Source organism: Pseudomonas sp. TS_SC_3, assembly GCF_056156225.1.
Genome location: NZ_CM149586.1, coordinates 727,831 through 746,430 on the forward strand (window position 1 = coordinate 727,831; position 18,600 = coordinate 746,430).

At 61.9% G+C, this 18,600-nt stretch carries 17 protein-coding genes; 5 read left to right on the forward strand and 12 right to left on the reverse strand.

Features of this window, described 5'->3' with window-relative positions; all coding sequences use genetic code 11:
* Nucleotides 1-35: 35 nt before the first annotated feature.
* The 5 genes from AC0J6G_RS03490 to AC0J6G_RS03510 form a co-directional block, all read right to left on the reverse strand.
* Nucleotides 36-1,139, reverse strand: a complete 1,104-nt coding sequence (locus AC0J6G_RS03490; protein ID WP_475251326.1) for an enoyl-CoA hydratase/isomerase family protein — start codon at nt 1,137-1,139, stop codon at nt 36-38.
* 166 nt (nt 1,140-1,305) lie between these two features.
* Nucleotides 1,306-2,124 (reverse strand): enoyl-CoA hydratase, encoded by an 819-nt coding sequence (locus AC0J6G_RS03495; RefSeq protein ID WP_475251328.1) that lies wholly within the window; start codon nt 2,122-2,124, stop codon nt 1,306-1,308.
* A gap of 112 nt (nt 2,125-2,236) precedes the next feature.
* A complete protein-coding gene (locus AC0J6G_RS03500; RefSeq protein ID WP_475251330.1) occupies nt 2,237-3,403 on the reverse strand; it encodes an isobutyryl-CoA dehydrogenase in 1,167 nt (388 codons plus the stop codon).
* A gap of 6 nt (nt 3,404-3,409) precedes the next feature.
* Complete coding sequence (locus AC0J6G_RS03505) at nt 3,410-4,657, reverse strand: substrate-binding protein (RefSeq protein WP_475251332.1); 1,248 nt, start codon at nt 4,655-4,657, stop codon at nt 3,410-3,412.
* 117 nt (nt 4,658-4,774) lie between these two features.
* Nucleotides 4,775-6,283: a CoA-acylating methylmalonate-semialdehyde dehydrogenase gene (locus tag AC0J6G_RS03510; protein ID WP_475251334.1), complete on the reverse strand. Its 1,509-nt coding sequence runs from the start codon at nt 6,281-6,283 to the stop codon at nt 4,775-4,777.
* A gap of 182 nt (nt 6,284-6,465) precedes the next feature.
* Between AC0J6G_RS03510 and AC0J6G_RS03515 the strand changes: the two genes are divergently transcribed.
* From AC0J6G_RS03515 to ung, 3 genes are all read left to right on the forward strand, one after another.
* Nucleotides 6,466-7,347: an AraC family transcriptional regulator gene (locus tag AC0J6G_RS03515; RefSeq protein ID WP_475251336.1), complete on the forward strand. Its 882-nt coding sequence runs from the start codon at nt 6,466-6,468 to the stop codon at nt 7,345-7,347.
* Between the two features lie 134 nt (nt 7,348-7,481).
* On the forward strand, nt 7,482-8,270 hold the full coding sequence (locus tag AC0J6G_RS03520; protein ID WP_475251338.1) for a hypothetical protein: 789 nt from the start codon (nt 7,482-7,484) through the stop codon (nt 8,268-8,270).
* A gap of 87 nt (nt 8,271-8,357) precedes the next feature.
* Complete coding sequence (ung, locus tag AC0J6G_RS03525; protein ID WP_475251340.1) at nt 8,358-9,050, forward strand: uracil-DNA glycosylase; 693 nt, start codon at nt 8,358-8,360, stop codon at nt 9,048-9,050.
* 7 nt (nt 9,051-9,057) lie between these two features.
* Here the strand turns inward: ung and AC0J6G_RS03530 are convergent, their stop codons facing one another.
* From AC0J6G_RS03530 to AC0J6G_RS03555, 6 genes are all read right to left on the reverse strand, one after another.
* Nucleotides 9,058-9,927: a DUF6279 family lipoprotein gene (locus AC0J6G_RS03530; RefSeq protein ID WP_475251342.1), complete on the reverse strand. Its 870-nt coding sequence runs from the start codon at nt 9,925-9,927 to the stop codon at nt 9,058-9,060.
* Nucleotides 9,928-10,074: 147 nt separating this feature from the next.
* The gene (locus tag AC0J6G_RS03535) at nt 10,075-11,106 is read right to left on the reverse strand and encodes an AbrB family transcriptional regulator (protein WP_475251344.1); all 1,032 of its coding nucleotides are present in this window, start codon (nt 11,104-11,106) and stop codon (nt 10,075-10,077) included.
* Nucleotides 11,099-12,607 (reverse strand): tripartite tricarboxylate transporter permease, encoded by a 1,509-nt coding sequence (locus tag AC0J6G_RS03540; protein WP_475251346.1) that lies wholly within the window; start codon nt 12,605-12,607, stop codon nt 11,099-11,101. Before AC0J6G_RS03540 ends, AC0J6G_RS03535 begins: the two co-directional genes overlap by 8 nt.
* A 2-nt stretch (nt 12,608-12,609) precedes the next feature.
* Nucleotides 12,610-13,053 (reverse strand): tripartite tricarboxylate transporter TctB family protein, encoded by a 444-nt coding sequence (locus AC0J6G_RS03545; protein ID WP_475251348.1) that lies wholly within the window; start codon nt 13,051-13,053, stop codon nt 12,610-12,612.
* Nucleotides 13,054-13,195: 142 nt separating this feature from the next.
* Nucleotides 13,196-14,173, reverse strand: a complete 978-nt coding sequence (locus AC0J6G_RS03550; protein WP_170048055.1) for a Bug family tripartite tricarboxylate transporter substrate binding protein — start codon at nt 14,171-14,173, stop codon at nt 13,196-13,198.
* A gap of 29 nt (nt 14,174-14,202) precedes the next feature.
* Entirely contained in the window at nt 14,203-15,474 is a 1,272-nt protein-coding gene (locus AC0J6G_RS03555; RefSeq protein WP_475251350.1) for an OprD family porin, read from the reverse strand.
* A gap of 206 nt (nt 15,475-15,680) precedes the next feature.
* On the opposite strand from AC0J6G_RS03555, the gene AC0J6G_RS03560 reads away from it, so the two are divergent.
* Complete coding sequence (locus tag AC0J6G_RS03560; protein WP_475251352.1) at nt 15,681-16,352, forward strand: response regulator; 672 nt, start codon at nt 15,681-15,683, stop codon at nt 16,350-16,352.
* 22 nt (nt 16,353-16,374) lie between these two features.
* Nucleotides 16,375-17,796 carry a sensor histidine kinase gene (locus AC0J6G_RS03565; protein WP_475253574.1) on the forward strand — a complete coding sequence of 474 codons (1,422 nt, stop codon included), beginning with the start codon at nt 16,375-16,377 and terminating at the stop codon, nt 17,794-17,796.
* Here the strand turns inward: AC0J6G_RS03565 and AC0J6G_RS03570 are convergent.
* Nucleotides 17,786-18,547: a substrate-binding periplasmic protein gene (locus tag AC0J6G_RS03570; RefSeq protein ID WP_475251354.1), complete on the reverse strand. Its 762-nt coding sequence runs from the start codon at nt 18,545-18,547 to the stop codon at nt 17,786-17,788. The genes AC0J6G_RS03565 and AC0J6G_RS03570 overlap by 11 nt on opposite strands.
* Between the last annotated feature and the right edge of the window lie 53 nt (nt 18,548-18,600).

The following is an 18,600-nucleotide window of genomic DNA, read 5'->3' on the forward strand; positions in this document are numbered from 1 at the left end:
CGTCATCCACCCTACGCACTGCACGCTGTTGTCGGTTATAGGTCCGCCAGCGGGTGTTCACCTTCCCAGACGGGGGCGAAGTGGGCATCGATCACTTGCGCGGGCACGCTGGCCACATCCGGCCAGTGCCAGTGTGGTGTTTGGTCTTTGTCGATCAGGCGGGCGCGAACGCCTTCGGGGAATTCCGAGTGACGGCAGCAGTTCAGACTCATGGCGTATTCCATACGGAACACTTCGGCCAGCGATTGATGCTTGGCCCGTTTGATTTGCTCCCAGACCAAGTGCCCGGTCAGCGGGCAGCCGCCGGCGAGGGTTTTGCCGGCGCGGGCCAACAACGCGTCGCTGTCACCTTGCAGCGCACTGATGGCATTCCAGGCATGGGGCAGGTCAGCACTGTCGAGCAATTGGTCAATGCGCGCGCGGCGGGGTAGCCACTGCGCTTCTGGCAGCTCGCCCAAGGCTTGGTTTTCCAGGGCTTTGAGCAAACTGTGCAGTTGCTGCGCACTGTGGTCCTGCCAGTTGAGCTGGGCCAGGCCATCGAGCAGGTCGTCTTGCTGGCTGTCGAGCAGCACACGGTCGGCCAGGTTCAGGTCCAGTGCGTCACGTGCGTTGATGCTGCTGGCGGTCAGGCCGAGAAACAGGCCGAGTTTGCCCGGTAGGCGCGCGAGGAACCAGCTGCCACCGACATCCGGGTACAGGCCGATATTCACTTCCGGCATACCCAGGCGGCTGCCTGGGGTGACGATGCGAATACCGGCCCCTTGCATCAGGCCCATGCCGCCGCCCAGCACATGGCCATGGGCCCAGCAGATAAAGGGTTTCGGGTAGGTGTGAATGCGGTAATCGAGGCGGTATTCATCGGCAAAAAAGCGCCGCGCCAAGGGCGGGACTTCACCGGGATGTTCGCGGCACTGCTGCACCAGTTGCACCACGTCGCCACCGGCGCAGAACGCCTTAGGACCATTGCCGCGCAGCAGTACGCAGGCAATGCTTGGGTCGTCCGCCCAGGTTTTTAGCTTGGCATCCAGCGCTTCGATCATCGGCAGCGACAGGGCATTGAGGCTCTTCTCGGCATCCAGGCTGGCGATGCCGATGCGGAAACCGTTTTGTGCGGGGCGTTCTTCAAATTGCACGTTCATCGTTGCTTCCATCATGGGGCTGCACTGGTTGCATCCACTGCGCGTGTTCAGGGTGGATGTAAAGAGCGACATCCACCCTACGGTTCTCGTTGCGCTGGCCGGCGCTTTACCCATCCACCGATCGGTGCTGTGGTGGAAAACGCCATTCGGCTTTCCAGTCTGCGAGTTACTTGTTACGCCACTGCGGGTCGCGTTTTTCCAGGAAGGCGTTGACCCCTTCGCGGGTGTCGTCGGCGTCGAACAGGTCGACAAAGCGCTCACGCTCTTCACTCAGCCAGGTGTTCGGGCTGCGTTCGCGGGCGCCCTGAATCAGCGGTTTGATGGTGCGCACCGCCACCGGGCTTTGCCGCGCCACTTTGGCCGCCAGCAGCAGGGCATGGCCACGGGCTTCGCCGCTGTCCACGACCTGCTCGACCAGGCCGATGCGCTGGGCGGTTTCCGCGTCGACGCGTTCGCCGCAGAGGATCATGCGTTTGGCCCAACCTTCGCCGACCAGCCAGCTCAGGTGCTGGGTGCCGCCGGCGCAGGGCAGCAGGCCGACCGTGGCTTCTGGCAAGGCCATTTGCGCCTGGCGTTCGGCGATGCGGATATCGCAGGCCAGCGCGCATTCCAGGCCGCCGCCCATGGCGTAGCCGTTGATCGCTGCAATCGATACACCGCGGAAATCACGTAGCGCCTCGAAGGCCTCGCCGAAGCGTCGGGCCATTTCGCGTGCGCGGGCTTTGTCACCATCGGCGAACAGCTTGAGGTCGGCACCGGCGCTGAAGAACTTGCCGCCTTGGCCGGTGATGACCAAGGCATAGATGTCATCGTCGTGGTTGAGGTGCTCGACCAGTTGCTTGAGGCCGATCAGTGAGTCGCGGTCCCAAGTGTTAGCCGGTGGGTTATTGAGGGTGATCAGGGCCGTGTGGCCGTGCTTTTCCACGGTGATCTTGTGGGTCAGGTCGAAGACCCCGGTTTTGTAGGCTTCGATGGCATGGCTCATACGATGTCCTCATCTATGCAATAAATTTAGAACCTGTTTGGGGGCCGCGCTTTGCATGGGGGTGGTCACACCATCGTCAGCCAGCGCGGCCTTCAGGTTTAACACCACATGGTTAGAGCAAACGATCCAGCATGCCGCCTTGGTCGAGCAAGCGGCGGGCGATGATCACTCGCATAATTTCGTTGGTGCCTTCCAGAATCTGATGCACGCGGCTGTCGCGCACCCAGCGCTCCAACGGGTAGTCATTCAGATAACCGTAACCACCATGAAGTTGCAGCGCCTCGTTGCACAGGGTGAAACAGTGGTCGGTGGCAAAGCGTTTGGCCATGGCGCAATACAGGCTGGCTTCGCTGTGGCCGTGGTCCAGCTTGTGCGCAGCCAGGCGCACCATCTGCCGGCTGGCGGTTAAATCGGTGAGCATGTCGGCCAGCTTGAATTGCAGGGCTTGGAAGTCACTCAGCGGCTTGCCGAACTGTTTGCGTTCCTCAACGTAGCGCAGCGATTGCTCCAGTGCCGCTTGTGCCGCCCCCAGCGAGCAGCTGGCGATATTGATGCGCCCGCCATCCAGGCCCTTCATCGCGTAAACAAAGCCCTGGCCCTCAGGCCCGATGCGGTTGCCGGCGGGGATGCGCACGCCTTCAAAGGTGATGGTGCGGGTCGGCTGCGCGCGCCAACCCATCTTCAATTCGTTACGCCCGTATTTCACGCCCTCGGCGTCGGCCGGCACCAGGAAGCACGACACACCCTTGGCGCCGCTTTCTTCGCCGGTGCGCGCCATAACGATCAGCACATCGGTGCTGCCGGCGCCGGAGATAAAGCACTTGCTGCCGTCCAGCACGTAGTCGTCGCCATCGCGCTTAGCGCGCGTGCGCAGGTGCGCGGCGTCGGAGCCGGCATCCGGTTCGGTGAGGCAGTAGGAAGCCAGCAGTTCACCGCTGACCAGGCGCGGCAGCCAGGCATCTTTCAGCGTTTGGTCAGCGAAGGAGGCGAGCATCCACGCGGCCATGTTGTGGATGGTCAGAAACGCTGTAGTGGCGATGCAGCCGGCCGACAGTTGTTCGAAAATCAGCGAGGCGGACAGCCGCGACAGGCCGAGTCCACCGTCGTCTTCCTGGATATACAGCGCCAGGTAGCCCTGTTCGGCGGAGCGTTTGATCACATCCACCGGGAAGTGATGGTCACGGTCCCAGTCGGCGGCATGTGGCGCCAGTTCACGGCTGGCAAACTGGCGGGCGCTGTCTACCAGCAGGCGTTGTTCATCGCTGAGTTCGAAGTCCATAAGTCCTCATTGCAGGGTCAGGGGTTGCCCGGCGGCGCGTCGTTCGGCCTGCCATTCGGCGAGGCTGGGCGCTGCTTGGGTGGCGTCGAGGCGATCGACGATTTCAAAGTAGTCTTGCTTAAGCGGGTCTTTCAGCACCTCGGCGCGGGTTTTAACTTTGACGGCATACACCGTCTGCAGATTTTGGTGGTCGAAGGCGCGCCAGGTTTGTTGATCTTTGAGCAGCTGATACGGATGGTCTTCCAGGGCCTTGATCAGCGCTTCGCTGTCCAGGCTGTTTGCCCGTTTGGCGGCATCGGCCCATTGATAGACGATGCTGTAGGCCGACGCGGCAGAACTAGACGGGTACATCGCGTAGCGTTCGCTGAAGGTGTTGACGAAGGCTTCGCCGCGCACAGATTTCTCCAGCGCCGGTACGCGCCAGGTCCAGGGTTCGGTGCCGATTACGCCTTCCATCAAACCGGGGCCGCCTTGCTCGACCATGCTCTGGGTCAGGTTGGGCGCCACGATCTGCATGCGCTCGGTCAGGCCCAGGTCCTTGGCGATGCGCATGGCGCGCACCAGGTCTTCGCCGAACAGCACCAGTGCTAGCACCTCGGCATTGCTGGCCGCCGCTTGGCTTAGGGCGTTCTGGTAGTCACTCAGGCGTGCGCCGGGGAAGGTCACTTTCAGGCCCGGATGCTGGGCGCTGTCTTCGCTGCCGGTGGTCTGGCGCAACGAGCTTTCGGTGGTGTGGCCCCAGGTGTAGTCGGAGGTGATGTAGAAGTAGCGCTTATCCGGCAGGTTCTTGCTCAGGTATTGGCCCAGCACCCGCGCGCTCATCCAGGCGTTGTTGCACTCGCGGAACATGTAGCGGTGGCCGTCTTTACCGGTGGTGTCGTTGGAGTAGGTGAGGGTGCCGAAATACAGCAGGCCGTGCTCCGCCGCACGCTTGCCGGAGGCGATGGCCACCGCGCTGCTTGATCCGCCAAACAGCATGGCCGCGCCTTCGCTGGCCAGTGCATCGACGTTCTTCACTGCCTTGGCCGGGCGCGACGCGGTGTCTTTGCTGGACAGGCGCAACGGACGCCCGAGCACCCCGCCCTGGGCGTTGAGTTCATCGATGGCCAATAAGGCTCCGCGCATCTGGGCCAATCCTTCTTCCTTGTACGGGCCGGTGCGCGGGTAGTTGAGGCCGAGGGTGATCGGCTCAGCAGCCTGCGCGCAGGCGGTAAGCCCGGCCCACAGGGCCAGGGTGGCAGTCAGTCGTTTCATTGCAATCCTCCATGTTCTTCTTATGCCAGAGCACTGTGACGCTCTGGCACGCAGGGAGGCATTGTCTTTTGGTCTAAACCGCTGGGTATTGCAGTGGATCAATGCCGCTACACATTCTCATTTCAACTGAATGGTCATGTTCGGTCCGGCCGGCGATCCGGCGGCCACGGCGTCTTCATCGAACCAGCGGCTGGTGACGGTCTTGGTTTCGGTGAAGAAGCGCACGCCCTGTTTGCCGTAGGCGTGCAGGTCGCCGTAGAACGAGCCTTTCCAGCCGGTAAAGGAGAAGAACGGCAGCGGTACCGGCACCGGCACGTTGATGCCGACCTGACCGACTTCCACTGCATGCTGATAATGCCGCGCCGCGCCGCCGGAGCGGGTGAAGATCGAGGTGCCGTTGCCGTAGGGGCTGGCGTTGACCAGTTCGATGGCCTCCTCAAGCGTATCGACCTCCATGCACACCAGCACCGGGCCGAAGATTTCCTCGCGGTACAGGCTCATCTTGGCGGTAACGCCGCGGAACAGGGTAGGGCCGACCCAGTTGCCCTTCGGATAGCCTTCGACTGCGCAGTGCGAGCCGTCCAGCAGGCATTCGGCGCCTTCGGCTTTACCTTCGGCGATCAGGCGCAGCACGCGCTGCTTGGCCTGCTGGCTGATCAGCGGGCCGAAGGCGGCGTGCCCGTCGGTCCAGTAGCCGGGTTGCAGGTCGGCCATCTGCGCCTGCAGTTCGTCGATCCACTGTTTCGACTCGCCGACAAACACCGCCACGCTGATCGCCATGCAACGCTGCCCGGCCGCGCCGCAACTGGCGCCCACCAGGTTGCTCAGCACCTGCTGCTTGTTGGCGTCGGGCATGATCACCATATGGTTCTTCGCCCCAGCAAAGGCCTGTACGCGCTTCAGGTGAGCGGTGCCAGTGCGGTAGATATGCTGACCAACCGGCACCGAGCCGACGAAGGAGATGGCGCGGATATCCGGGTGGGTGAGCAGGCTGTCGACCACCTCGCGGGCGCCGTGCAGCACTTGCAATACGCCCTTGGGCGCGCCGGCTTCGATAAACAGCTCGGCCAGGCGGTTAGGGGTCAGTGGGTCTTGTTCGGACGGCTTGAGAATAAAGGTATTGCCGGCGGCGATGGCCAGGGGAAACATCCACAGCGGAATCATCGCCGGGAAGTTGAACGGGGTAACGCCGACGCATACGCCCAGCGGCTGAATCCAGCTGGCGGTGTCGATGTCGCGGGCCACGCTCTCCATGGTCTCGCCCATCATCAGGCTGGCGATGTTGCAGGCCTGTTCCACCACCTCAATACCGCGCCATACATCGCCCTTGGCATCGGCCAGGGTTTTGCCGGTTTCCCCTGCGAGGATTTCCGCCAGCTCGTCGTGATGCTCTTTGAGCAGGTGCTGGTAGCGCAGCATCACCCGCGCCCGATCGGAAACCGGCACTTCGCGCCAGGTGAGAAACGCTGCCTTGGCACTGGCAATCGCTGCTTCGATTTCCTCGGCGGTGGCCTTGGGGGCCAACGCCAGCACTTCCTGGGTCGCCGGGTCGGTGACTTCGATAAATTCGCGGGCGCGGCTTTCGCGCCATTCACCGTCGATCAACTGCAGGATTGCCTTGGCCATTGTTCTCTCCGCGCGGGACCTGAGGCCCGATTGTTGTTTTGTCAGTGTTATAGACACCTTACTCGGCTTTGTGGATTGACGATCTTGGTCTGCGGATGGACTATCTTGGGATTTAATTGGTAGCCCGGATGCAATCCGGGACCCTTTCACCCGGATTGCACCCGGGCTACTTGAGCATCGTCATGCGCGCTTTTGTTGATATCTCCAACTGGCCTTTGCCGGCCAATGGCGTGCGCTTTATCACGCCGCCCCGGCTACGTCGCCTGCTAGCAAAGCATGCGCTGGGGCAGGGCTGTTATCCCCTGGCCCTGGGGTACTATCCCGAGGCCCAGGGGCATCGCATGCACCGCCTGCAGCCGGATGATCACCTGCTGATTTATTGCCGCGCAGGCCAGGGCTGGCTGGAGACGGCGGATGGACGATTAGCGGTTAGTGGTGGCGACTTACTGCTACTGCCAAAAGGCGTGATGCACGCCTATGGCGCGGACGTGGAGAGGCCCTGGACGCTGTACTGGGTGCATTTTGACGGCGAGCTGGTGGCGGACTTTCTCAAGCCCCTGGGCAAGGGACCGTTGCTGCGCATCGGCGTGCAACCGCGCCTGCTGGCCGAGTTCGATGCCTTGCTTAACTTGCGCAAGCAGGGCTTGAACCTGGCGCACTTCGTTCATGCTGCGCACCAGTTGCAGGTGCTGTTGACCTCCCTTGCGGTGCTGCCGGCGCGCACTACTTTGAAATCCGGACGGGTGCTGGATGTGGACGCCGTACACGCGGTGATGCGCGCCCACCTGCATGACTCACTGAACCTTGATGAGCTGGCTGCACAATTCAAGCTGTCGCGCTTTCACTTCGCTAAGACTTACCGCGCCCTGACCGGGCATGCGCCGATTCAGGACTTTATCCAACTGAAGATGGCCCACGCCTGCCGCCTGCTCGACGAAGGTGAGCAGGGCATCCGTCAGGTCGCCGAGCAACTGGGTTATGACGATGTGTATTACTTCTCGCGGCTGTTTCGCAAAGTGGTGGGCATGGCGCCCAGCCACTATCGGGCGCTGCATTTGGGCTAGCTCTGCTGGCTGGGGTGTAGAGATTGCAGGCAATTTGGCCTATACATAAGAAGCTGCTGAAAGCCTTACCCGCACACGAAACGCTTTTTCTGAGTGAGCACAGCCGGCAGTGACGCCGCTTGTACGAGGTGATAGTGATACGCCTAGCCTGGATGCTGCTTGTGTTGTTGCCCTTCAAGGTCTTTGCCGCCCCTATCAATCTTTATGCCTACCACCTCCAGCCGCCCTTCGTTCTGTCGATGGAGCAGCGCACGGGCCTTATGTTCGAGGTAGCAGAGTTGCTGAGCCGGCAAGTCAATGCTGAGCATTCCTTTGATGTTCGCGTGTTGCCGCGTGCCCGCTTGAACAAAACCCTGGCTGGGTGGATCGACGATCGCTGCGCAGTGGCCGGTGCGACTGAGTGTGATGACAACTGGATACTGCTTTGGGTGATTCCCGCCTGGGGCTGGGGGGAAGACGCTGAACAGCGATACCTTTGGGTTGATCTGTTCAAGGACGAGGATCTGGTGGTGTCAACCCAGCAGCGCAAGGTTGCCTACCGCAACGCCCAATCGCTGATTGGGCAACGCTTTGCCGCCCTGCGCGGGCATCGCTATCCGCAAGGCGTCGAAGAGCTGATGCAGCAGGGCAAAATTAACCGTGAAGATGGTAATGATGTGCGCGCCTCGCTGATGCGCGTCCACTCACAGCGTGCGGAGGTGACCGTTATCCGCCGTTTGGCGTTCAATTATTACCTGCAGAACGATAAGCAACTAAAGCCCATCGCCGCAGACTTCTACGTGGCCCCGCAGCCATTCAATCAGTTTACGTTACAGGCCATGATTCCCTTAAGCCGCCCTGACTTACGTGACATGTTGGAGCGCGCCAAGGCCGATCCTGCCTGGGACGCGTTATTTGCGCGTTACGGGATCCAGGCGCTTTAGCCAAGGTCACAGGGCGTGCCGATTGCTTGACTTGCCGGGGCGGCTTCCTTAGCGTGCCGTCTTCGTTGATACCCGCAGGAACCAAGCATGAGCGCTGCCGATAACGTCAAACTCGAAGCCGGCTGGAAGGCCGCGCTGCATGAAGAGTTCGAGAAGCCCTACATGCGTGAGCTGGGGGACTTCCTGCGCAGCGAGAAGGCGGCAGGCAAGCAGATTTATCCGCCTGGCTCGCTGATTTTCAATGCGCTGAATTCCACGCCGTTGGCGCAGACCAAAGTGGTGATAATCGGCCAGGACCCTTACCACGGCCCTGGGCAGGCCCATGGCTTGTGCTTCTCGGTGCAGCCTGGAGTGAAGACGCCGCCATCGCTGGTGAATATCTACAAAGAGCTTAAGCGCGACCTGAATATTGATATTCCTGACCACGGCAACTTGCAGCATTGGGCGGAGCAGGGTGTGCTGCTGGTTAACACTTCATTGACGGTGGAGCATGGCATCGCTGGCTCCCACGCCAAGATCGGCTGGCAGACCTTTACCGACAAGGTGATCGAGGTGGTCAGCCAGCAGCAGGAACGCTTGGTGTTTCTGCTCTGGGGCGCCCATGCGCAGAGCAAGGAAAAGCTGATCGATGTCAGCAAGCACCTGGTACTGAAATCCGTGCACCCTTCGCCGCTGTCAGCGCACCGTGGCTTTATCGGCAACGGCCATTTCAGTCGCACCAACAAGTTCCTCCAGCAGCATGGGCTAAGCCCGATCGACTGGCGCTTACCCGAGGCCTAACAGACTGTTAAGCGGCATCGCACTGCTGCTCGGCCAGGTCTCTGCGCAGATCGCGTAAACGGTGGCTCAGGCGCTCGCGCTGCGCCTCATCGCTGCTGCTTAGCAGCTGGCTGAACAGCGTGGCCAGCGCCTGGCGTGAGCGGCCATAGTTGGCGCGGTATTCGTCGCTGTAGAAGCTCTCGCGTTGTTGCAACAGGCGGGTCAGTTGTTCGGCGAAGTCCGCGCTGTCGCGTTCGGCGACCACCTTGCGCAGCTCTTCTTGCCACAGTTGTCGATTCTCCAGCCACAGGCGGTTCTGTTCGCCGAGGCCATTGGCCCAGGCGGCAATGTGTTCAATCTGCGCACTGTTCAGGCGGCCCATCCAGCCCCGCAGGCGTTCCTGCATACGCTCGCGGCGTTCGCTGATTTGGGTGGCCAGCGGTGGGTCGAGAAAATCCTGACGATCTTCCAGATTGTCTTCTTCAATCGCGGCATAAAGCTCGCTGACCTGCTGTTCACTCAGGCCCCGCAGCAACTCGATGGCGGTGGGTGTGATCTCGACGCCGATGCGTTTGAGCGCGGCATCGAACAGGGCAAATTGCTCAAGCAGCTGAGCGCTGTTCGGTTGCGGCTGGGCGAGGATGCTCTCGGTGGTTTGCAGCCAGTCGATATAGCGCGGCAATTCAGCGCTGCAGTGCCATTGCAGGTGCGTCTGCAAGCGGGGCTTGAGCCAGGCCTGCTGCTGGCTGTTGAGGTTCAGGTAATCGTTGAGCCGCCAGGGCACGAGCCAGTCCAGGTTGCGATACGCCAGGCCGGCGCGGCTACAGGCGCTAATCAGCAGGCTCAGGCAGAGCAATAGCAGCAGGGTTTTCACGGCGGGCCAACGCAGTACGCTCATAGAGGATGCCTCGGTGGTGAAGGCCTGAGGTTACGCCATACGTGCGCGTGTGCGTGCTCGCAGACATATCTGTTAAACAAAAACTGCTGCGTTGCAGGCAAAAAAGAGCCCGCACAAGGCGGGCTAAACGTGGTCGTTAAAGTGCTTTCAGCTGCGTTGCCAAAGCCTGAATAACGGCTCGGCGAGAAACATCACTAGAAACAAACGCAGCACCTGCAGGGCGGTGACCAGCGCCACCGAGAGTTGCAGGGCTTCGGCGGTCAGGCACAGCTCGGTGATGCCGCCGGGCATCATGCCGAGCATCAGCGCGTTCTGGTTTTCCCCGGCCAGCCAGCCCAGGCCTTGGCCCAGTGCAGCGGCGCCGAGCATGGCGAGCAGGCAGAACAACAGAATGCGCGCGAGAAACCCCGGCGCACTGCGAAAGAAATTGCGGTCGAAGTGACAACCCAGGGCGCAACCGATCAGCCATTGGCCGACTTGCCCCAGACCATCAGGCAAACCCAGGTGTAAATCGAAGCTGACACTGGCTACGGCGCAGACAGTCAGCGGACCAAGCATCCACGGGTTGGGTTGGCCCAAACGTCCCCATAGCCAAGCTAGCAGCGCGCCCCCGGGCAGCAGTACCGCCAGCCAGGGCCAGCTCACCGCCGCGGGTGCTGGCGGTGCGATGGGCGGCAGGCTCCAGGTAAAGATTGCCGGAATCAGCAACACCACCAGCAGCAAGCGCAGGCTATGGGCGGCGGCCACCTTGGCGGTTTCGGCGTGGTGCCGCTGGGCCAGATTGACCATCTCGCTGGCACCACCCGGCATGCTGGCGAAGAACGCGGTGGCGCGATCCAGACCGGCGCGGCGCAGCATGATAATACCAATCAGGCTGAGCAGCAGGGTGAGTAGGGCGCCGAGCAGAATCACGCCGAAGTGGCTGAGCAGTTGGCCGAATACTTCACGGGTGAAATGCAGGCCGATGGCGCTGGACACCAGCCACTGGCCGGTCTTGCGTCCGCCCGGCAGCTCGGTGATCAGCCAGCCGCTGCAGCGGGCTGCAATCACCGCCAGCAGCGAGCCGATGATCCACGGCAAAGGCCAGCCGATCAGGCTGGCCAGATAGCCGCCTAACAGGCCGACCAGGGGTGTGGCCCACCAGCTTTGCCAGCCGGTGAGCGCATGGAGCTTAGGCATTGGCCAGTTGCGCCGCACGGCGCGAACGCCACCAGCGCAGGCCCGGCAGGCCGAGCATCAGCGCGGTGAGTGCCCACAGGCAAAGGCTGATCGGGCTGTTCCAGAGAATGCTCAGGTCGCCAGCGGAGATCGACAGGGCGCGGCGCAGGTTGTCTTCCATCAGCTCACCAAGAACGAAGCCGAGGATCAGTGCCGACAGCGGGAAGTCCAGCTTGCGCAGGATATAGCCGAATACGCCGAGGCCGATCATCAGCACCAGGTCGAAGGTGGTGCTGTGCACCGCATACACGCCGACCATGCTGATCACGGTGATCGCCGGCACCAGCACCCAGTTGGGCACGCTGAGCATGCGGGCGAACAGGCCAACCAGCGGAATGTTCATCACCAGCAGAATTACGTTACCGATAAACAGCGAGGCAATCAGGCCCCAGACCACGTCCGGTTGCTGTTCGAACAGCAGCGGGCCGGGGGTGATGTTGTACAACGTCAGTGCGCCGATCATCACTGCCGTGGTGCCGGAACCCGGTACGCCGAGGGTCAACATGGGGATCAGTGAGCCGCAGGCCGAGGCGTTGTTCGCCGCTTCCGGCGCCGCCAGACCGCGTAGGTCGCCGTCGCCGAACTTGCCGTTCGGGCCGGCCATGCGCTTTTCCGTCATGTAGGTCATGGCGCTGGCGATGGTTGCGCCGGCACCTGGCAGTACACCGATGACAAAGCCGGCCACAGCGCTGCGCACCATGGTCCAGAAGGTGAAGCAGAACTCTTTGAAGTTGAACAACAGGCGGCCGCTGGCCTTCACCGCTTTCTGGCCGTTGTGGGTTTTTTCCAGCATCAGCAGCACTTCACTGACGCTGAAGAAGCCGATTACCACGATAACGAACTGGATACCGTCCGATAGGCTGACACTGCCGAAAGTAAAGCGATACACCCCGGTGGTCGAGTCCACCCCAACGGTGGCCAGGGCCAGGCCGATCAGGGCGGCCATCAGGGTTTTAACCGGTTTGTCACCGACCATGCCGCCGAGGCAGGCGATGGCGAAAATCATCAGCACAAAATATTCAGCCGGGCCAAAGGCCACCGCCCATTTCGCCAGCAGCGGGGCGAACAGCACCACACCGCAGGTGGCGATCATGCTGCCGATAAACGAGCTGACGGCCGACAGCGACAGGGCGATCCCGGCCTTGCCCTGGCGTGCGAGTGGGTAGCCGTCGAGGGTGGTCATCACCGCTGCGGCGTCGCCGGGTACGTTAAGCAGAATCGCCGAGATACGTCCGCCGTACTCACAGCCTAGGTATACGGCAGCGAGCAGGATCAGTGCGGTTTCCGGTGACAGGCCGAGGGCGAAGGCCAGTGGCAGCAGCAGCGCCACACCATTGATTGGGCCCAGGCCCGGCAACAGGCCGACGATGGTGCCGACAAAGGCACCGAATAAGGCTACCAGCAGGTTTTCCGGACGGGTCGCGACTTCGAAGCCTTGCATCAAGAAATTCAGGGTTTCCATTTTCAGCTCTCCACAAAGGCTTCGAACAGGCCGAGGGGCAGCGGCACATCCAACAGATAATCAAACAGGCCATACAGCAGTACACCCATCAGCACGGCGCTGATGGCGCAGGGCAGCAGGCGACCGGTAAACAGCAGGCCAAGGGCGAAGGTGGCTAGCGTGGTGCTGATAACGAAGCCGAGCACTTCGAACAGCAGCGCATAGGCCAACAGGGCCAGCACGCACAGCACCGCGCGTATGGTGGCGTGGGTATTCAGCGTCTGCTCCAGCAGGCCGGGCTTGAATACCAACCACAGGCTGCCGGCGGCCATCAGGCTGAGCAGCAGCAACGGATAGGCGCGCGGCCCTACCGGGTCATAGGCGAAGGGTGCCTGGAAGCCCCAGGCGATAACGGCGAGAACGGCGCAAAACAGCAGCCAGCTCGCGGCGAACAGGCGAACGTACATGGCGGATTACCTCAGAGCTTGGGCGTCTAATCCCCTCTCCCCTTGGGGGAGAGTGTTAGGGAGAGGGGCTTGAGCAGCGTGGTTTGTAACTGCCACCTCTCACCCCGGCCCTCTCCCCAGTTGGGAGAGGGTGTCTTACGCGTTACTGCATCAGGCCGAACTCGCCAGCCAGCGCCTTGTATTCCTCAACTTGCTTGAAGACCAAGGCTTTCAGTTCGTCGCCAGTCACCGACAACGGCAGCAGGTCGCGCTGTTCACGCAGGGTGGCGAAGTCTTCACGAGCAAGCAGGGTGTCGAACTGCTGTTTCCACCAGTTGTACTGCTCGTCCGTCACCTCTGGGCCCATGTAGAAACCGCGGATTACCGGCCAGACGATGTCGTAGCCCTGCTCCTTAGCCGTCGGGAGGTCGGCCAGCTTGCCTGGCAGGCGTTCTTCGGAGAGCACGGCGAGGATGCGCACTTTCTTCGCTGCCAGCTGCGGGGTGACTTCACCCAGGCCGCTGGAGGTGACTTGGACATGGCCGCCGAGCATGGCAGTGAGGGTTTCGCCGCCGCCTTCAAAGGCCACGTAGCGCAGGTTTTTCGGGTCGATGCCGGCCAGGCGGGCGATCAGTGCAGTCTGCATCCAGTCCTGCCCACCGATGGTGGCGCCGGCACCGAAGACGATGCTGGTTGGGTCTTTTTTCAGGGCCTGCACCAGATCATCCAGGCTCTGATACGGCGAGTCGGCACGTACGGTGATCGCGCCGTAGTCGGTGCCCACCGCTGCCAGCCAGCGCACGCCGGTTTCGTCATAACGGCCGAACTTGCCTTGCGCCAGGTTGAGCAGGGAGCCGCTGGAGAACGCGGTGATGGTGCCGGGATCATCAGCACGCTGGGCGATCACGGCGTTGTAAGCCACCGCGCCGACACCGCCCGGCATGTAAGTGACGCGCATCGGTGCTTTCAGCAGGCCGCTGTCTTTCAGGCCGCTCTGCGCCAGTTTGCAGGTCAGGTCGAAACCGCCGCCGGGCTTGGCGGGGGCGATGCATTCCGGACGCTTGGGTTCGGCGGCTAGCAGCTGGCCGGCAAAGGCCATACAGGCGGTGGCCAGGGCGATGCGGGTAAAGGCAGTTTTCATGGCGTGTTCCTCTGAACTCTTATTGTGGTTTACCAGATCGGCAGCGTGTAGCCGACGATGACGCGGTTCTCGTCCGCATCACGGGCGAAATCGGAGTGGAAGCTGGCATTGCGCAGGCGCACATAGACGTCTTTCAGCGGGCCGCTTTGCACCACGTACTTGACCTCGATGTTGCGCTCCCACTCGCCGCCGGTATCGTTACTGCCGGCAACTTGCGCGTCGCTGCCTTTGATGTAGCGGGTCATAAAGCTCAAGCCGGGTACGCCGAGTTTGCCGAAGTCGTAGTCGTAACGGGCCTGCCATGAGCGCTCATCGGCGTTGGCGAAGTCGTTGATTTGCACAAAGTTGACCAGAAACGGGTCGCTGCCATCGATGTAGGCGTAACCGGTGTCGCCGCTCATGTCCTGAAAGCCCAGGCCCAGTTTGTGGCCGTTGATGCCGTAGGTGAGCATGGCGTTGAAGGCGCGGTTGTCGATCTTGCCGGCATTGGCTGCGCCGCTGTCCTTGCTCAGCATCATCCGCATATCGGCGCTCAGGGTGCCGCTGCCCAAGGGCTGGCTGGCGAGCAGGCCGAAGAAGTGCTGGCGGTAGATGTCATCGAGGTCAGCGAAGTAATAACGCCCGCTCAGGCCCTTGGCGAACTCATAATCGAAGCCCATCAGGTCCAGATGATCCGCTGTGATGCCAGCGGCGAAGCGGCGGTTCTTGCTGTTGAGGATCAGCTCTTCAGAGTTGGTCGAGGCGCGGTCAATGACTTTATCTAGGCGCCCGCCGGTAAAGGTCAGGCCGTCGAGTTCGCTGGAGGTCAGCAGGCCGCCTTCAAACACTTGCGGCAGCAGGCGGCTGTCGCTGGCTTTGACCACAGGCAGTTCGGGCACGTGTGAGCCGTAGCGCAGCTCGGTATTGGAGACCTTGACCTTGGCCGTCAGGCCCAGGCGGCCGAACTGATCTGGAGTGCCGCCATCGTCTTGCACCGGTAGCAGGTCGGTGCCGGTGCGGTCGCCGCCGGAATCCAGTTTGACCCCAAGCAGACCCAGAGCATCCAGGCCGAAGCCGACGGTGCCTTCGGTGTAGCCAGACTGAACGTCGAGCCAGAAACCCTGGCCCCACTCTTCACGCTTGCTCTGCTGAGTGCTTGTCCCTTCGCGGAAATCGCGGTTGAGGTAGATGTTGGTGGTGGTCAGGCTGGCTTTGCTGTCGGCGATTAAGTCGGCGTTGGCAACGGGGGCGAGCAATGCGGCGGCGATTGCCAGGCTAAGCAGGTGAGCAGGCGCAAGCGCCTGATGAGATGCAGTCGGCATCCTGTGGTCTCCATTGTTGTTTTTGTCACGGCTGCGCACCACTGCGTCAGTCGTTTAGGTCGGTGGATCGAGCCACCTGCAGCCGATGCTATGAGGTCAAGCTTTCACCAGGCTTTCAGCGTGAAAGAAAGTGGCGGGTGCGTTCGCAGCGGTCTTTGCACCGTTACACTGGGCACAGAAGAACAAGTTCGTGGAGTGCAACTACCGTGCGAGTCCTACTGGTCGAGGACCATCTGCCCCTGGCTGAAAGCGTGGCTCAGGCCCTGCGTGGCATCGGGCTTAATGTGGACATGCTGCATGACGGCGTGGCGGCCGATCTGGCCTTGAGCAGTGAGGATTACGCCCTGTCGATTCTCGATATCGGCCTGCCGCGCCTGGACGGTTTTCAGGTGCTGGCGCGTTTGCGTGAGCGCGGCAATACCGTGCCGGTGCTGATGCTCACCGCCCGTGGCGAGGTCAAGGATCGCGTACATGGCCTCAATCTGGGCGCCGATGATTACCTGGCAAAACCCTTCGAGCTAAGTGAGCTGGAGGCGCGAGTCAAGGCGCTGCTGCGCCGCACTGTGCTCGGTGGCGAACGTCAGCAACGCTGCGGCAACCTGCTGTATGACCTGGATACCCGGCGCTTTAGCTTGGCCGATGCTCTGTTGGTCCTGACCTCCCGCGAACAGGCGGTGTTGGAAGCGATGATTGCTCGGCCGGGGCGGGTGATGAGTAAGGAGCAGTTGGCTGCTCAGGTGTTCGGCTTGGATGAGGATGCCAGCAGCGATGCCATCGAGATCTACGTGCATCGCCTGCGCAAAAAGCTCGAAGGCGGCGGGGTGAAGATTGTCACCTTCCGCGGCCTGGGCTATTTGTTGGAGGCCGTCGGTGACTGAGGGCTGGGGGCGTTGGCTGACGGTGCGCGGGCGCGCCTCGGCACCTGAGTCAGGCAGCCTGCGCGGGCGGCTGATCCGCCGCTTGGCGGTGTTGCTGGCGCTGATTTTGCTGGTCAGTAGCCTGAGTGCTTATTGGAGTGCGCGGCAGGCCGCCGATACCGCTTATGACCGCACCTTGCTGGCCTCGGCGCGGGCGATTGCCGATGGCCTGTACGCCACTGCCGAACGGCTGAACGCCAATGTGCCCTATGTGGCGTTGGACACCTTCGCCTATGACAGCGCTGGGCGCATCTACTACCAAGTGCTGGATATGCAGGGCGCTTGGGTGTCCGGTTACGAAGACTTGCCGCCACCGCCGCCCGGCACCAAGCGCACTGATGATTACCCGGCGCTGGCGTATTTCTACGACGGTGAATATCGCAACCAGGGCGTGCGGGTGGTCAGCCTGCTGCAGCCGGTCAGCGAGCCGGGGCTCAATGGGGTGGCGGAAATTCGCGTGGCAGAAACTCAGGGCGCGCGCGAGCGCATGGCCCGCGAGTTATTGCTGGGTACTTTGCTGCGCATGGGGTTGTTAGCGCTAAGTGCGTTGCTGCTGGTGTGGTTGGCGGTGAGCGCCGCGCTGCAGCCGCTGGAGGCATTACGCCGTAGCGTAGCGGCGCGTACCAGCGATGATCTTCAGCCCTTATCGGATGTCGGCATGCCGCGTGAGCTGCGCCCGCTGATCGATGCGCTGAACCAGTTCAATGATCGCCTGCACGGTTTGTTCGAGCGGCAGTCGCAGTTTATCGCCGATGCTTCCCATGAGTTGCGCACGCCCCTGGCGGCGCTCAAGGCGCGGGTCGAGCTGGGCCTGCGTGCGCAAGAGCCGGCAGTGTGGCGTAGTACGCTTGAAGACGCCGCGCAGAACACCGACAAGCTTACCCATCTGGCCAATCAGCTGCTCTCGCTGGCGCGGATCGAGAGCGGCGCGCGCGCGATTACCGAAGGCGGTGCGCAGCGTCTCGATCTCAGCCAATTAGCCCGTGAGCTGGGGATGGCGCTGGCGCCACTGGCCCATGCGCGGGGCATCGCCCTGGCGTTGGAAGCCGAGCAGCCAGTGTGGGTCAGTGGTGAGCCGACCTTGCTCAACGAGCTGCTGTGTAACCTGCTGGATAACGCCATGGCGCATACCCCAACGGGTGGCAACGTGATTCTGCGGGTGCTGCCCAATGCGGTGCTAGAGGTCGAGGATGACGGCCCGGGCATTCCCGCAGAGGAGCATGAGCGGGTTTTTGCGCGCTTCTATCGGCACACCCATAAGGGTGCGGGGGCGGGCTTGGGCTTGGCGATTGTCGGTGAGATTTGTCGTGCGCATCAGGCTGACATCAGCCTGCACCAAGCGCCGCCTCACGGCCTGTTAGTGCGCGTTGCATTTGCCGCCGGCGAGGGTGGCGTTAAGGGCTGAGGCTAAGCGGTTGCTGAATTTCCAGCAGGTATTGGGCGATTTTGCCGCTTTCGCGCAGCTGCTTTAGGCCGAGATTGAAGCGTTTGATCAGCAGTGCATTACCGGGTACTTCCCGCGACAGCAGCAGGTGCATGCTGTCACTGCGTAGCGGGGTGGGGTGAAAGCTGAGTTGCGCGCGCTCGGCCGCGCTGAAGTGCTGGTGCAGTACGTCAAAGCCAACGGCCTTGTCGACAGGGAAGAGGTCAACTCGGCCGGTGAGCAGTTGACGAAAGGCGGTTTCATCGCTGGTGACTCGGTTGACCCGCAGCTGCCCACTGGCTTCGGCCTGCTGAAAGGCTTGGCCGTAGTCATAGCCACGGGTGCCGACAATTCGCCGGCCTTGCAGGTCTGTTACCTGGGCCCAGTCAAAACCGTAGTTCTTGCGGTGGAAGAGGTAGTAGCCGCTTTCCATTACCGGGTCGCTGATAAAGAACTTGGCTTCCCGTTCGCTGTTGTGCAGCCACACGGCGCTGCCGTCGCGTTTACCTTGCTCAGCCAGGAGTAATGAGCGAGCCCAGGGGTAAAACTCCCACGTCACCACGACGCCTTGCATCGCAAAGGCTTCACTGACAATGCGCGAGGCAACGCCTTTATGAGGCAGTTGTTCACCCAGGTAGGGTGGCCATTCGCCGTTGGTCAACCGCACTGACTGCGCAGCAGCCAGGCTGCTGCAGATCAAGCTGAGCAGTGCGGATAACAGCAGTGTACGCATGAGCCATGTGCCAGTTGTGAAGACTGGAGCCAGTCTAGTTGCATTCGGCTGCA

Bases quoted from the DNA above. Each gene is read 5' to 3' on its own strand.
- AC0J6G_RS03570 (WP_475251354.1), bottom strand. From the start codon at position 18,547: ATGCGTACACTGCTGTTATCCGCACTGCTCAGCTTGATCTGCAGCAGC.
- AC0J6G_RS03550 (WP_170048055.1), bottom strand. From the start codon at position 14,173: ATGAAAACTGCCTTTACCCGCATCGCCCTGGCCACCGCCTGTATGGCC.
- AC0J6G_RS03515 (WP_475251336.1), top strand. From the start codon at position 6,466: ATGCGCGCTTTTGTTGATATCTCCAACTGGCCTTTGCCGGCCAATGGC.
- AC0J6G_RS03535 (WP_475251344.1), bottom strand. From the start codon at position 11,106: ATGCCTAAGCTCCATGCGCTCACCGGCTGGCAAAGCTGGTGGGCCACA.
- AC0J6G_RS03510 (WP_475251334.1), bottom strand. From the start codon at position 6,283: ATGGCCAAGGCAATCCTGCAGTTGATCGACGGTGAATGGCGCGAAAGC.
- ung (WP_475251340.1), top strand. From the start codon at position 8,358: ATGAGCGCTGCCGATAACGTCAAACTCGAAGCCGGCTGGAAGGCCGCG.
- AC0J6G_RS03530 (WP_475251342.1), bottom strand. From the start codon at position 9,927: ATGAGCGTACTGCGTTGGCCCGCCGTGAAAACCCTGCTGCTATTGCTC.
- AC0J6G_RS03500 (WP_475251330.1), bottom strand. From the start codon at position 3,403: ATGGACTTCGAACTCAGCGATGAACAACGCCTGCTGGTAGACAGCGCC.
- AC0J6G_RS03555 (WP_475251350.1), bottom strand. From the start codon at position 15,474: ATGCCGACTGCATCTCATCAGGCGCTTGCGCCTGCTCACCTGCTTAGC.
- AC0J6G_RS03495 (WP_475251328.1), bottom strand. From the start codon at position 2,124: ATGAGCCATGCCATCGAAGCCTACAAAACCGGGGTCTTCGACCTGACC.
- AC0J6G_RS03545 (WP_475251348.1), bottom strand. From the start codon at position 13,053: ATGTACGTTCGCCTGTTCGCCGCGAGCTGGCTGCTGTTTTGCGCCGTT.
- AC0J6G_RS03540 (WP_475251346.1), bottom strand. From the start codon at position 12,607: ATGGAAACCCTGAATTTCTTGATGCAAGGCTTCGAAGTCGCGACCCGT.
- AC0J6G_RS03490 (WP_475251326.1), bottom strand. From the start codon at position 1,139: ATGAACGTGCAATTTGAAGAACGCCCCGCACAAAACGGTTTCCGCATC.
- AC0J6G_RS03505 (WP_475251332.1), bottom strand. From the start codon at position 4,657: ATGAAACGACTGACTGCCACCCTGGCCCTGTGGGCCGGGCTTACCGCC.